General features: G+C 41.0%; 10 protein-coding genes and 1 pseudogene. 5 read left to right on the top strand and 6 right to left on the bottom strand.

Going from position 1 to position 14,030, the window contains the following annotated elements; all coding sequences use genetic code 11:
- Positions 1–30: 30 nt before the first annotated feature.
- From V7K38_RS04230 to V7K38_RS04215, 4 genes are all read right to left on the bottom strand, one after another.
- A complete protein-coding gene (locus V7K38_RS04230; RefSeq protein WP_334855697.1) occupies positions 31–1,512 on the bottom strand; it encodes a nickel/cobalt transporter in 1,482 nt (493 codons plus the stop codon).
- Positions 1,509–2,921 (bottom strand): tetratricopeptide repeat protein, encoded by a 1,413-nt coding sequence (locus tag V7K38_RS04225; protein WP_334855695.1) that lies wholly within the window; start codon positions 2,919–2,921, stop codon positions 1,509–1,511. The genes V7K38_RS04230 and V7K38_RS04225 overlap by 4 nt, the downstream gene beginning before the upstream one ends.
- Positions 2,922–2,926: 5 nt before the next feature.
- Complete coding sequence (locus V7K38_RS04220) at positions 2,927–4,201, bottom strand: DUF4331 domain-containing protein (protein ID WP_334855693.1); 1,275 nt, start codon at positions 4,199–4,201, stop codon at positions 2,927–2,929.
- 505 nt (positions 4,202–4,706) lie between these two features.
- A complete protein-coding gene (locus tag V7K38_RS04215; protein WP_334855691.1) occupies positions 4,707–10,160 on the bottom strand; it encodes a trifunctional serine/threonine-protein kinase/ATP-binding protein/sensor histidine kinase in 5,454 nt (1,817 codons plus the stop codon).
- A 595-nt stretch (positions 10,161–10,755) separates the two neighbouring features.
- Here V7K38_RS04215 and V7K38_RS04210 point away from each other — a divergent pair.
- Together V7K38_RS04210 and V7K38_RS04205 are read left to right on the top strand one after the other, a co-directional pair.
- Positions 10,756–10,929 (top strand): annotated as a pseudogene (locus tag V7K38_RS04210) (transposase); the annotation flags it as partial.
- A 49-nt stretch (positions 10,930–10,978) separates the two neighbouring features.
- Positions 10,979–11,269 (top strand): hypothetical protein, encoded by a 291-nt coding sequence (locus V7K38_RS04205; protein WP_334855689.1) that lies wholly within the window; start codon positions 10,979–10,981, stop codon positions 11,267–11,269.
- A 117-nt stretch (positions 11,270–11,386) separates the two neighbouring features.
- On the opposite strand, the gene V7K38_RS04200 is transcribed toward V7K38_RS04205, so the two are convergent.
- Positions 11,387–12,025 (bottom strand): glutathione S-transferase family protein, encoded by a 639-nt coding sequence (locus V7K38_RS04200; protein ID WP_334855687.1) that lies wholly within the window; start codon positions 12,023–12,025, stop codon positions 11,387–11,389.
- Between the two features lie 228 nt (positions 12,026–12,253).
- On the opposite strand from V7K38_RS04200, the gene V7K38_RS04195 reads away from it, so the two are divergent.
- Both V7K38_RS04195 and V7K38_RS04190 read left to right on the top strand, forming a co-directional pair.
- Positions 12,254–12,454 (top strand): hypothetical protein, encoded by a 201-nt coding sequence (locus tag V7K38_RS04195; RefSeq protein ID WP_334855686.1) that lies wholly within the window; start codon positions 12,254–12,256, stop codon positions 12,452–12,454.
- 96 nt (positions 12,455–12,550) lie between these two features.
- A complete protein-coding gene (locus tag V7K38_RS04190) occupies positions 12,551–12,742 on the top strand; it encodes a hypothetical protein (RefSeq protein ID WP_334855684.1) in 192 nt (63 codons plus the stop codon).
- Positions 12,743–13,041: 299 nt separating this feature from the next.
- Here V7K38_RS04190 and V7K38_RS04185 read toward each other — a convergent pair whose 3' ends face one another.
- A complete protein-coding gene (locus tag V7K38_RS04185) occupies positions 13,042–13,275 on the bottom strand; it encodes an EF-hand domain-containing protein (protein WP_152591366.1) in 234 nt (77 codons plus the stop codon).
- 416 nt (positions 13,276–13,691) lie between these two features.
- On the opposite strand from V7K38_RS04185, the gene V7K38_RS04180 reads away from it, so the two are divergent.
- Positions 13,692–13,892: a hypothetical protein gene (locus V7K38_RS04180; RefSeq protein WP_094345289.1), complete on the top strand. Its 201-nt coding sequence runs from the start codon at positions 13,692–13,694 to the stop codon at positions 13,890–13,892.
- Positions 13,893–14,030: the final 138 nt, after the last annotated feature.

The raw sequence follows: 14,030 nt of genomic DNA, 5'->3' as shown, positions 1-14,030 counted from the left end.
ACTGAGTGATGTTTGTCTGAACACTTTCATTTAGTTCCACGGATGAGCTAGCAAAGCCTGTGAAGTAATACCTAAGCCAATTATGGTGATACATAAAGCGCTTGCCACAGGTAACATTTTGATCCTGGGTATCTGGAATGACAAATGTTCAAATCGATCTTTGGCATAAACCAGTATTAAGCCGATTCCAGTTAGTACTGCTGCTAGACCTAAGCTAAAGGCAGATACTAGCGCTAATCCAAAGCCAACTCGCCCCATTGCGATCGCACTCAGCAACACTACTAAGGCTGAAGGACAAGGTAACAAGCCGCCTGATATTCCCAGCGCTAGGAGGCTAGACCACTTCATGGAACTTACACCATCGTGAGGCGGTAGATGTGAATGGTGTACATGGTGATGGTGATGGTGCAAGTCGTGGCTGTGTTCATGACTATGTACATGGTCATGTGAATGAGATACCTGAGTCCCTTGCAATCGACTGATAAACAAATTCAGACCAATTACAGTTACCACTACACCAGAGAGGACGCTTAACCAAGGGTACAATTGCTCTGTCAAAATAAACTGGGATGTGCCAAGAGTGACCAGTCCTAGAGCAAATATGCCAGCAGTATGGGTAATCGTCATAATTAGCCCCAGAAATAGGGCGTGTTTGGCATTGCTACGAGAACCCACCAAATAAGCGCCAACTATCGTTTTTCCATGCCCAGGGGACAGGGCGTGTAAACCACCCCATAAAAAGGCGATCGCTAAAGCTATCAAAATAGTCAGGAAATTATGATTTTCTTGGGTAATTAGGCTAGTAAAGAGATCGTTGCTTCTTCCTGTCAAAGCATTATCTAAACGGCTGGATGATTTAACTCCCGGTAGAGGCGCTTGTTCACGCGATGTCAGAGACGGATTGAGTTTAAAAGAAATCCGACGCTGGTCGAGAGGACTACTGAGTAAGTCATTGGGGTAATCTCTCAAACGATTGGTGATACTCAAAGAAGTGAAATCACCTTGAATAGGAACACCATTTGCAGCAACAGTAATTTCACGCCAGCCCAAGCGCTGTGGATAAAACTTATCTTCAAATACTAACTGATTCGCGCCTACTAACTCCGTTGTCCCTTGAAAGTTACAACTAAGCCGCAGTGTAGATAATCCTCCGACACCTGGAGGAAATTCGACTGTTGATTTGATCAAAGACAGTGCTAAAGGCTGTTTATCGATCAACAGTTCCAGATGTGAATTGACTTCCTGGCATTTTTGGTCTGGGTATCCAACCGTCTCTACAGGTTCAGCTTTGCGATCGCGATTAGTATCTAAGTGATTAATTTCCTGAAAAGCTGGAATCTCTGCCATATCTAGAACATAATCAATCCCCACACCATCGGTTGCTACCTGCACTCCCGCATAGTGATTGATAGTAAAATTGCCTAAAGGATGGGCATCCGCCGGGAGCATCCAAAATAAACATATTGCGATAATTACAGTATTCCAAGCCAAGTAATGTAGCAGCTTTTTCATAAAGAACTCCCTATAGAGTTAGGAGTGGGAGAAGAGACAGAGGGTACTAAGTTAGCCAAGACTTGACGAGCTTCATCAGCATACTTGTGATGAAATTGGGGATTGAGGCTAACAGCTTGAGTTAATCGCTTTATTGCCTCTTCACGATTACCTAAGTGAAACGCAATCATGCCAGCATGGAATTGCAGCAAAGCATCCTCTGTCCCAAAGCGAGTTGCCCGTTGTGCTGACTGTTGCGCTTCTTCCCATTGCCCATTAGCCGCAGCTGCCCAAGCCAAAGTATCCTCTGCATATACATCGTCTCGCACTGCTACTTCAGCACGGGCAATTTGTAACGCCTCTGTTAAATGAATTCCGTGTTCGGTGTAGTAGACAGCCATTGCGCGATCGTAGATTCCTTTAACCTTGCTCAGGTAAGCGACTACCCCGATTAAATCTTCAGTTTCAGTTGCACCTTTTTGGTCTCCTAAAGCTACTTGGGCATCTGCTTTATACCCCAGCGTTTCTACCAAGGGCATCAGTTCTATACCCTGGTTGGCGATATTCAGAACATCCTGCCAGCGATGCTGTGCCGCATAGAGGCGGGCTAATCCTGTAAACGCAGCTATATGCCGTGGAAAAAGGTCAAAGCTCTCCCGATATCGCTGCTCAGATAGGGCAAAATCCCCAACTGCAAAAGCCAGATCCCCAGTCCGCACATGAAACCAAGCACGAGTTTCGGCGCTCGTCGTGTAGAAAGAATCCATCTCCTGCATAGCCTCATTTAGCAGTTGTCGCGCTGAGGCTAGATTGCCAGTTAACTCTAAGTAACGAGCTAAAACCGCGTTATGACCAGAGTTAGATTCTTCCTTAGCAAGGTTCTGCAAAAGTTGATGAGTTGCTTCATAGTCACCCAACTCCATCTGAATCGATGCCCTCAACGAGACAATATTGGGATTATCAACAGATGAATTATTTAACACATCTAAAGCTGACCGAAACTGATGTTGAGATAGTAAAGCTGATGCTAGAAGCATAGAAGAAACTTCATTATGGCGCGGCTGTAGTGCCAGGGATCTACGCGCTGCTTGTTCTGCTCGTAACACATCGTCTATATCTGCCAGTTCTCGAAAGCGTCTCAAATATTGATCGGCTAAAAGACGTAAAAATATTGAGGAATCTGGAGATTGGGCAACTTTCTCCTCATAGACGCTGATAATATGCGATCGCTGTAAATAATCGGGGAAGACTAAATCTGACTGCTGAACTGGTAATATCTGTTTAGAATTAACAGTCAGCAGGTGCATAGCAGAGGAATATGTACCTGAATTACCATTGGTGTAGCCTAAACTTAGCGCTTGTGTATCACAGGGTCTTAGTAAAACCAGTAGGCTAGTCAGCACTAACACCCATAGTGTTCGTAGATGCATAAACCTTACAAAGGATTACCTAAATAAGGGAACGTAGGAAGAAAGTTGGCATTATCAGGCCCAACATTATCGCTAGTCAGCCCCGGAATAATACCAGTAGAAATGCCTGTAACTGCATCACCAAAGACAACGGATGCTGTTACATCGATTACGTCATCTTTTGGTCTTCTACCACCAAAATTTTTGCCTAACTGAGTCCCAAAATAACTACCGCTAGGTTTAGAAAGGTCTGCTTGGATCACATCAGGAATCGCTACTGAGATCACTGCATTCGCTATACCTTCAGGTCTACCGATCGCTGTTATAAAGGATTTAATGAATTGGGATTGATTGCTAGCGTCTTTGGTTGGTGTCTGAAGATTACTATTATTATGAGCTTGAAAGTCCATAAAAAGTTCATTCAGGGCTGGAACTGCTAACCGCTCAATTTGAGCAAAATTCCCATTTCTGAGTCTAGGAGTTTTAACACTAGTTGTCATCCAAGCACCAATCTTGTCTTTACCAAGCAGTTTCCTGGGTAGTTCGACAATAATTGAGTGGACATTGAATGGGGCTAAGGTGTCTTTTGCTTCTCCAGGTGGTCTAAAGGAAAGAACTTGGAAGGGAGGACTAGGATTAGGCTGAAGGCTATAGTTCCGATCTGGGATGATTTTAAAGAATTGTTCCAAATCAAAAAAGAACGGGTCTTTGCGTGTCCCAACAAAAAACTTCATGCCGTTATATGCAGAGAATGTTTGGTTGAGTTGCCCTGTCCAACTTACTGGGAGTAAAGCTGACTCCGTTCCTAGTGTGGTTGGACGACTTGGGCCGCGGACTGTAACAGTTTGCTGTGAGCCTGTGCCATTTACATTGAATTGGAGTACAACATCTTCAATACTGTCGCCAGTATTATCAATCTTGAACTGATAAAGAACATTTGGATCGAATGGTCTCATTTCACCAGAAACAATGAGAGGGTCGAAATCCATCACCAAAACAACATTTTTGTGGTTTGTCGGACTTTCAAACACATACAAATCTGTGAGATCCGCAGCAGTCAGCTTAGTGGCAAGAAAAGTTGTGTCTTGGTGGTCTGAAGCCAAAGCTGGAGGAGTTGCATAGATTAAGACTGTGAGCAAAATAGCGACAAATGCCACTAAGGGACGAAAAAAACGAGTAGCTTCAGTCCAAGATAGCGATCGCTTGAGCGGGAAAAATACCATATTTTGGACTGCTTTATCTATGAGTAACCTGCTTTCAATTGCTATAAAAGAGGTGATACTCCGAGCATTTATTCTCATAGTTGCCCTTCTTGAGGTGTTTAGCCTCTACTGTTGGTGTGAAAATAGCAAGTTGATTTGGATTTCAAAAAAGACTAGGGCTATTACCGAAGTGCTTCACAGCTTATTTGCTCTTACTACTCACTTTCCAGACCAAAACCTGCTCATTTCTTGCTCACCCTTGTCTATATTGATTTTCAGCTAAGGGACTTCCAAGGAATAAATTACTCAACAAAAATCAAGAGTCAAAATCTAAATAATAATGATAATTATTATGAGGGGGGGGGAAATCAGTCAGGATAGGTAAGACGAGTGTATTTACTGACCAATGACCCCAGAAAAGGATTCAAGAGTGGGTGCTAAAATTTCGCAATTATACCTTGGGCGATACTGGACTTTGATGATGGCCTGGGAGCTTATTCGTTGCCTTCTCTCTTTCTGCCTTAATAATTGTGCTGCTAATCGACACTGTATGTTCGGCTTGCATGACTGTAAACTCTGCCCATATTTCTGCTGTAATGATTGATTAGACACTTCTTGCTTCTAGCCTTGCCTGAAGGGGGATAGAAACAATAAATTCAGCCCCTTGTCCGAAAACGGATACACATTCCAACTGTCCTTGATGCTTTTTAGTTATGATTTGGTAACTAATAGATAGCCCTAAACCAGTGCCTTTACCAACAGCTTTGGTAGTAAAAAAGGGTGTGAAGAGTTGCGACCGCACATTTTCACCGATACCAGAACCGTTGTCAGCAATGCGAATGACGGCGACATCACCTTCAACAGTAGTACGAATTGTAATGATACTTGGGTGACGTGCGATATCGGCATAAGTCCGATGTTCGTTAAATTCGTCTAAAGAGTCGATCGCATTTGCAATTAGATTCATAAATACTTGATTCAGTTGCCCAGGATAACATTCTACGGGTGGCAAATTGCCGTACTCCTGTATTACCTGAATTCCCGGATGATCTGGTTGGGGTTTGAGGCGATTTTGCAAAATCATCAGAGTGCTATCAATGCCCTCATGGATATCAACGGCTTTGACTTCAGCTTCGTCTAGGCGGGAAAAGTTTCGTAAAGATAATACAATCTGGCGAATGCGATCGGTTCCTACTTTCATTGAAGCCAACAGCTTAGGTAAGTCTTCCATCAAAAAATCTAAGTCAACCGCATCTATTTCATTCTGAACTTTAGGTGGTAAATTCTGGTTTTGCTGTTGATAAAGTTCTACTACACTCATCAAGTCTTTGACATAATTATTTACGTAAGTCAGGTTGCCGTAGATAAAGCTGACTGGGTTATTAATTTCGTGAGCAACACCTGCCACCAATTGCCCCAGGCTAGACATTTTTTCGCTTTGCACCATCTGGGACTGGGTAAGCTTCAATTCATCAAGTGTCTGCTCTAGCTGCCTTGCTTTCTCACGCGCTTGTGTTTCCGAAATTTCTAACTCTTGAGAGTATATGTGCAAATTTGTGTAGAGCCGAGCATTTTCTATAGAGATGGAAACTTGCGAAGTCAATAAGTTCAGTACCTCTAATCGCTCTGCGGTAAAGACTCCGGTGGTAAGGTTATTTTCCAGGTAAAGAACTCCGGTTAGCTTACCCTGATGAGCAAAAGGCAAACACAAAATTGATTTGGGTTGATTGGCAACAATATAGTCGTCATTTACAAAACGCTCTGTGTGGCTAGCATCGTCTAAAACCAAATTTTCTTTTGTTCTTTCAACATAGTTAATCACTAAAACTGGCATTTTATGCTTTACTTGCACCAGACTAGACGAGCGCACTGTGACTCGATCTCGCTCAATGCTTCCTTCGGCTTCAATCACCCACTGGTTCTCCCGTTTGACAAGTAGATAACCTATTTGGGCACCAGCATTCTCGATCGCGATCGTCATCATTTTCTCCATTAGCGGATTTAGCTCCATCTCGCTTGAGAGTGCCTGCGATGCTTTAATTGCTGTGCTTAAATCTAGAGTTTGGCTTTTGGCTTCAGAAATATCCCGAATCTGCTTTGTAGCCGTACCTCGCCCATTTACCTCCCCGACTGAATCTGTAAAAAGTTGGGAATATTGTTCATCCATTTGCCGGACTTTACCCGTAGCTTCCCACTTGAGATAGCGATAGCGAGCTTCTTTAAAATAAACTTTGGCAAAGTTTATTCTATCCTTGGCCAAGTAAAATCGAAATGCGAGTTCGTTTGCTAAGGCTTCATTTTGTAAATAACCGTTTTCGGCAGCAGAAGCGATCGCCTTGTCATACAGTTCCATTGCCTGATAATCTTGTTGATAAATCCGAGCAATTTCAGCTTGAATCAGCAGGAATTTGTGTTGATAATTGGTTGGGCAGTGCATTGCCCATTGCTGGAATTTTTCTAAGTTGGCATTTAGTTTATACAGATAAATAACTTGAGTTGCGGTATCTGCCTCCACATAAGCCCCTGCTAAGGCAATACTTTGGTGAAAATAGAAAACAGGATTAATAAAAATTCCTCGCGCTCCCCCAACAAATTTTTCGGCATTCTCTGCATACTCAACAGCTTTGGTATACTCTCCATACCAGTTACAGAGCGCCAGTTTATAGATGTAAACTACAAATGCACTCAACATATCCGAAGATGCCAACGCAAACTCTAGCACTTGTTGTTCATCTGCCCAAGTTCCCACAAGTTGGTCAATCTTGCCTGCTGGCTTAGTCAGGTTAGCGATCGCTTCCATAGCCAGCAGATGGTAGTTCAACATATTTTTGTCAATCTTGCGGAGGCTAGGAATAAAATCTGCGGCTACCTCTACGGTTTTTTCCAAAGATTCATTTCCAAATAAGCATTGCCATAAAAAATTAACTGAGCAATAGCCAGACCATTGATAAGAACCTGTTTCTAAACCACTATTAAATCCTTTTAATAAATAAGGTTTACCCTGGCTAATATGGTCTTTGTAATGACAGATTAAACCTCCCCACATATTCAAAATATTCGCTTCCAATTCCTTCGTTCTTAAAATTTCATGCAAACGCAGAGATAACTCACCAAACTCATAACCTGAATCTACTTCACCATATTCAAATACTAAGTTGAAAGAATACAGCATGTAACCAAATACCGAAATTCGGGAGTTGCCATACTGAACTGAAAGTTGAGTTATATTCATAGATGTGATATGCAACGCTTTAGATCCTAAAAAGTAGGCAATGGGCCAAACTTCTTTTAAGATGCGTTGAGCTATTAGCTTCTCTTCGTCTTGCATTTGTGGTAATTCTGCGAGACTAAAAGTTGGGCGATCGCCAATAACTTTTTTGGTTTGATTAAGTTTTTCTAACAGATATGCATCATTTGGATAAGCTGCAAACTCAAAACCTAAAAGTTCCAAGGTGTTTAACCCAATTTTATATGCGGAGTTTAAATCATTCTCCATGCGATAACACATAATCCGATATTCATTCACTTGGCACATATCAAGAGTAGTTTGAACCTTATTGAAAGTCTGCTCAAAAATCAGCAAAGCTTTCTCATAGTTACCATTTAAAAATTCCGCTTCCCCAACTTGTAAATATAAAGTTAATGTAAGTAAATATTTATCTTCCCAACTATTTTTAGGTAGATAATTCATCCCTGTTTCTAGCAATTTCAGTGCAGTGACAAACGCCGAAGATGATTTTGCTCGCTGGCCTGCTTTCAGATTTAATTCTGCCAGTTCATATCTTTCTGCTAGTTCCACAATCAATGAACTGCCAGCATTGAGGTGGTTGACGATCTCAAAAAGATGCTCTTCCAACTGGGCTTTTTCAGTATTGTGTAATAGTAATTTACCTACCTTTAGGTGTACTTGTTTTTGCTGGTCAATTGGAATTAAAGAATAGGCAGCTTGCTGAACGCGATCGTGCAAAAACTTATAGTCAACTTGTACCGCAGTATCGCAGTATGTTGCCAATTCCGACTGATTCAACAACTGAGGAATTTTGTAAGTATCGGTCAAGGGTAGAATTAATCCCGCCCGCAAAGCTGACCATAAATCAATTGCTGTTGCTGATGGAGATTTTTCGTTGACTACAGCTAGAATTTCTAAATTAAAACGGTTTCCAACACAAGCAGCTAATTGTAAAACTTGCTGCGTTGGTTCTGACAATCTTTGAATTTTATTCACCATTAAATCGACTACATTATCGGTAATGGCTTGTTCCTGAATTTTATTGAGATCCCACTGCCATAAACCCAAACGGTAATCAAATATCAAAAGATTATCTTGATGCAATACTTTTAGTAACTGAGTTAAGAAAAAGGGATTACCTTGGGTTTTTTGAAACAGCAAATCGGCTAGAGGTTCTGCCTGAAATAATTCGCAATTGAAAGTGTCACTAAGCAGTTGAGTAATATGAGGTGTTGCTAATGGTTTCAAGAGCAACTCTTCAACAGTTGCCCCAGATGCTAGAATTGCCTCTAGCATTAATATCAGTGGATGGGTGGGACTAACTTCGTTATCTCGGTAAGCCCCAATCAATAATAAATACTGACTTTCTGGGTCACTCATCAAATTCTCGACCAGCTTCACAGAGGCAGCATCTGCCCATTGGAGGTCATCTAAAAATAGTACTAAAGGATGTTCAGCAGCTGTAAAGGCATGAATAAATTGCTTAAACATCCGATTAAAACGGTTTTGAGATTCAGCAGCCCCCAACTGCGGTACAGGGGCTTGCTGCCCGATAATCAGTTCTACTTCCGGGATGACATCAATAATAACTTGACCATTAACTCCCAATGCTTGTAGCAATTTATTTTTCCAAACCTCAACCCTAGCTTGGCTTTCAGCTAATAGCTGTCGCATCAATTCTCGAAATGCTTGAATCAAAGAAGCATAAGGAATATCTCGCTTGAGTTGGTCAAATTTGCCACCGATGAAGTAACCTCGTTGCCGCACAATCGGTTTGTGGACTTCGTTAATTAGTGAGGATTTGCCGATACCAGAGTATCCTCCTACCAACACAACTTCACTCTTACCAAGGCTAACTTTTTCAAAAGCAGCCATTAAAGCCGCCACTTCTACTTCCCGACCGTAAAGTTTTTGAGCTATTTGGAATTGATGCGAAAAATCTTGCTGGCCTAAGGTAAAAAGGTCAATGCTGCCTTTTGTTTGTAGTTGTATCGCTGCTTGCTCTAAATCAGCCTTTAACCCGTAAGCACTTTGGTAGCGGTCTTCAGCAGTTTTGCTCAGGAGCTTCATGATGATCGCAGAGATTCCCTGTGGTACGTTAGGATTAATCTTGTGAGGAGCTACAGGAATTTTTGCAATGTGACAATGCACTAACTCCATTGAGTCTTGAGCATTGTGGAAGGGAAGCTGACCCGTCAGCATTTCGTAGAAACTGACACCTAATGAGTAAAAATCTGTACGATAATCTAAGGTTCGGTTGATACGTCCGGTTTGCTCTGGCGACATATAAGCCAGTGTTCCTTCTAGAAGGTTGAGGCTAGTAATTTCTGGGCTTTCTTTTGATAACAGCGAAGCGATGCTGAAATCAATCAGTTTTATTTTTTCGGTATTGGGGTTATAAAGAATGTTTTCGGGCTTAAGATCCTTATGGATAATGTGGTGGGTATGTAACTCTCCCAAAGTTTCAGTAATTTGAGCGGCAATGTTAAGAAATTTTGTCAGTTCAATTCCTGTAGTAGATATTTGATGTTTTAAGGTTTCTCCACCAAAGTCTTCTAAAACCAGTGCTAGGCCATTATTGTAGCCGTTGTCATAACTGATTAATTCATGGGCTTTAATTACACCTGCAATATTCAGGTTTTGGATAATTTCGTATTCGTGCTTGAGTTGAGCAATCTCTTTGATAGTCGGATACTCTGCTTTGAGTAGTTTGATAACAACTGAGTGTCTGTTAGCCTTGGAGTCTGCTCGATAAATTACTGTGGCAGCAGCTTCATAAATTAAACTTGTAATACTATAGTCAGGGATGTGAGCAATTAATTTAAACATTAATACTTGTCTGAATGTTGTTTTCTAAGAGATTTTGGTAGTTCCTATGATAGTTCCCATAATTCAAGTCAAGTTAACTCTTCAAATGCTAATTAAGTAAAGATTAGCCTCGCTAATCTTTACCATCACGCAAGGACTATAAACTTTTTCATCCTGTGTGTGCAAATCGTTTTTCTACGTAATAGTCTAAGTCTAGTTGTGCTAAATAACTGGCGAATTCACCTACTTGCGTCAGTCTAACAAGTAAATCGAGCATACAACATTGCATTACCTTTTTTAACGACGCGGGTTTACCCTTGCTCCTGATGGTGGAGTTCGGATCATGACTAGTAAAAAACAATAAATATCCATTGCTCTCGGGTGTCAGAGCGATTCTCAAATTTTGAAAATCGTTCTGGATCAGAATTAGTTCTTTTTGCTTGGGAAGAACTTACATTCTAGCGATCGCGCATCCATTGAGTCCCCTGTGGGGCATCTGTCACCAATTGAGCAAAGTTATACTGACAGAGCTATTATACTAAACTGTTCAGTCTATTTTTTGTCTCATTCGTTTGATACAGAGTATTAGCAATACTCTGAAGTAAACGAGTAAACATATCATCGTATTGAACATGATGGATCAGCAATAGAAACACTCTTGTTTGAGCTATTTCTAGAATCTTATCGAAAGCCACCACGACAGATAATTTTGGATTTAGATGTTACCGATGATTTGATACATGGGAATCAAGAAGAAACATTCTTCAATCCTTATTATCGAGGATATTGTACGGATATTGCATATCCCTGTATTCTCTTTGGATTGGATACTAGGGGCAATGCTGCTATCACAGTTGCGTATTCAACAAGAGGGATTTTACGTTACGACTGCTGAAGCACTGCTGACAATGCTAATCCAAAGACAACTAATGTTAAGACAATCAGCTATTTTGGACACTCCTGCTAATACAGTCGCACAAAGAAAAAGCTGGCAGGATTTAGCGCAATCATATAATGCAGAATTCTATGGACTTGAAACAATTTGCTCAGATATGGAGCTACATCGTAGACGAGTCGAAGGGCATGTGGTATTCCAGGTTGGCATGACACAGTTAGTTGGAGCCATGTAGAACGAATGCATTCCCCATCAAAATTGTTAAAGTTATTTTTGCAAGGCTTCTAAGTATGGTTTACTTGAATAATTAATCAATCCTGATCTTGCTTTCTTATTACTTTTTCGGCAACCTCTAAGTAGGGGTCTTTTTTGGAATAGTTGACTTGACTGATTCACGCTCGTGTAATCTATTAAACCAGCCTCTCAAATAAGGATACTGAAGAAGCCAGTCTTCATTTAAGCGAAAGCTGTAGTAACCGAGGGAACATAACGCTGCCACATCTGCTGCTGTCCATGTTTCACCCTCTAACAAATATTTAGCCGAACGCAGTTGTCCATCAAAGATTGGTAAAAGGCGATTAATTAATGTTTCATATTTTTTTCGATAATAAGCAGGAGCTAGATCACCCATAAAATCTAGTACCCATAAACCTATAATATTGTCGCCTAAAGTATCTGCTAGTTGTTCCCATTTACGGCACTCAAGGCGTATGTGAGGAGCGCTTGGGTAAAAGCTGGGCTGTGGATAAGTTTCGTCTAGATACTCCGCAATCAATGTAGAGTCCCAAATTACCGTGCCATTTTGATCTACAAACACAGGGACTTGACCAATAGGAGAAATTTCAAGGAATTCAGGGGGTTTATTGGCTAAATTAATTTCTTTGAATTCACAATCTAAATTTTTCTCTAATAACAATATTCGGATTTTTCGAGAAAAGTTTGATTGCTGATGATAATATAACGTTCTATTCATAGATTTATTTTCACTCAAAAAGTGGGTCTAATACTAAAGTGCATTCAAAAATAGTACCCCATGATTGCGACGAAGGAAGCAATCTCATGGACTCTCACCAAAACCGTTTTATCTTAAACTCTTAGGCATGGTAAACCATTGAATTGCAAGACTTTAGGTGTTGCGATTATCTACCTGCCGAATGTCAGTAGATGCAGTCTTTAGTCACGTTAGTGGACTGGTAATTGAAGATTGGGAGTAAGAGCAATGAAAACCAATGCTGCTCGACTACTTGATAAACTAGGTATTCCCTGTTATGAAGTAGATCCTGATGATCTGGCTGCTGAAAGTACAGCACACAAAGTTGGTCTTCCCCCAGAGCAAGTTTTTAAAACTCTAGTAGTCAGAGGTGACACAACAGGTATCTGTTTTGCTGTTGCATTCAACACACTTAATGTCAAACACTGAATTCATCCACTCGTAGCGGCAAGTCCGACAATGACAAAAAATATTATTGCGGTTGGTATTTTTTATACCTTCATGCCATTGCTGTAGTTGGTCTGGATGTTCTCGTTTACTGATTTTATGCCTTACCCTGGTTGCCGCCTCGTCATACTCAATTCTGAAAAATTTGAATCATTGCCAGATGACATTCAAGCCATAGTGCAGCAAGCTTTTGACATTAGGGAAAGTTCACCCCAAGAAGCGCAGCAGGTGAATAATGCCCTGATGCAAGAGTTGGTGGTTCAGGAGTAATTAAAAAGCTTAAAGCGGTGGCGGTTACGCCATCGCTTTAAGCTTGGCATCACCAAGACGGTAATTTTCCCCACCGCAAGCGATCGCCACCTTTACTTGTTATTTTATGGGTAATGCATTGTCCAAATGTACTGTTAACATTCTTACAGTTGACTGAAGACATTTACACGTCAGCAAAGATTCAGCCGCTAGGATTTTGAAAACGGCTTACTCTCCAGGCAAATAAAGGCGAATCCCTCTCTACACACATAGAGAGGGATTGGGGTCGATTGGGTGTCAGGAATTGGGTTTTTTGACTGCTAGTTTAAATTATTTGCTTTCTCAACTGCTTCCTTTAACTCTTCAAAGGTAATACTACCGTCTTTGTCTGAATCATAATTTACTAGTAATTCCTGGGGACTAGTGCTATTTGTTTCTGATGAAATGATTGCACTTAAGCCAGGACTTAAAAAAAGATCGTTAATGGAGATTTTGCCGTCTTGATCGCTATCTAAGGTATTAAAAAGAGATTGAAGCTCTTGCTCGGTTGTCATAAGTTTCTATCTGCAAAACTGTTTTTCAACTTAATATCTCATTAATCTGTCAAAATTAAATAAACTTGTATCCAAAGACGTAGAAACGGCTATCGCTGGGGCTTAGATCGGGTGTACGCTGTGGATCACAGGATCTACAGTCTGACGATGAAAATAAATCGGCATGGACGCGCCAAAGTTCTTACTCAAAAAGAGATATAGCTAATCTTTAGTAACGCACTTGACAACGACAGCGATGCCTGCGGCGGGCTACGCCAATGCCTAAATCCTTGTCAATAAGCATCGACTAATGAGACTATTTTTAATTTTATTGATAATAATAGGGTCTTATTGACATGAGGAGTTTGCCCTGTGGTGTCGCCAGAATAAGGAAAATGGTAGAGTATATAGCGATCGCTACGCTAAAATTTTAAGATATGGCTGACCAAAAAGATAAAGCTCAAGAAAAAAACCGCCTTGAACAGCTTCAAGATGAACAAGGCAACACTGATTCTAAACACTCAGGCGGTGCTGGCGCTTCTGGCGGCAACTCGGGTGCAGGTAAATCTGGCACATCAAAAATTTCTGCCACTGGTACACCTGATGATATCGAAAAAATTGATCAGGATCAGGAGTAAAACTGACTCCGACAAGTCAAGGTTTAACTGAGTAACTCAACTCAACAATGGTGGATTGAATACCTTATTATTCAGTCCACCATTGCGATCGCAACGCGAGCGTCAGAAAGCGCACTTTAAAGTTAAGTAATGTTTGTA

The organism is Nostoc sp., assembly GCF_036917465.1.
GTDB lineage: Bacteria > Cyanobacteriota > Cyanobacteriia > Cyanobacteriales > Nostocaceae > Nostoc.
This window is presented reverse-complemented; position numbering and strand designations above follow the sequence as displayed.

Coding starts and splice junctions, on each gene's coding strand:
- V7K38_RS04185 (WP_152591366.1), bottom strand. CDS start 13,275: ATGACAACCGAGCAAGAGCTTCAATCTCTTTTTAATACCTTAGATAGC.
- V7K38_RS04225 (WP_334855695.1), bottom strand. CDS start 2,921: ATGCATCTACGAACACTATGGGTGTTAGTGCTGACTAGCCTACTGGTT.
- V7K38_RS04180 (WP_094345289.1), top strand. CDS start 13,692: ATGGCTGACCAAAAAGATAAAGCTCAAGAAAAAAACCGCCTTGAACAG.
- V7K38_RS04220 (WP_334855693.1), bottom strand. CDS start 4,201: ATGAGAATAAATGCTCGGAGTATCACCTCTTTTATAGCAATTGAAAGC.
- V7K38_RS04195 (WP_334855686.1), top strand. CDS start 12,254: ATGAAAACCAATGCTGCTCGACTACTTGATAAACTAGGTATTCCCTGT.
- V7K38_RS04215 (WP_334855691.1), bottom strand. CDS start 10,160: ATGTTTAAATTAATTGCTCACATCCCTGACTATAGTATTACAAGTTTA.
- V7K38_RS04230 (WP_334855697.1), bottom strand. CDS start 1,512: ATGAAAAAGCTGCTACATTACTTGGCTTGGAATACTGTAATTATCGCA.
- V7K38_RS04190 (WP_334855684.1), top strand. CDS start 12,551: ATGTTCTCGTTTACTGATTTTATGCCTTACCCTGGTTGCCGCCTCGTC.
- V7K38_RS04205 (WP_334855689.1), top strand. CDS start 10,979: ATGCTGCTATCACAGTTGCGTATTCAACAAGAGGGATTTTACGTTACG.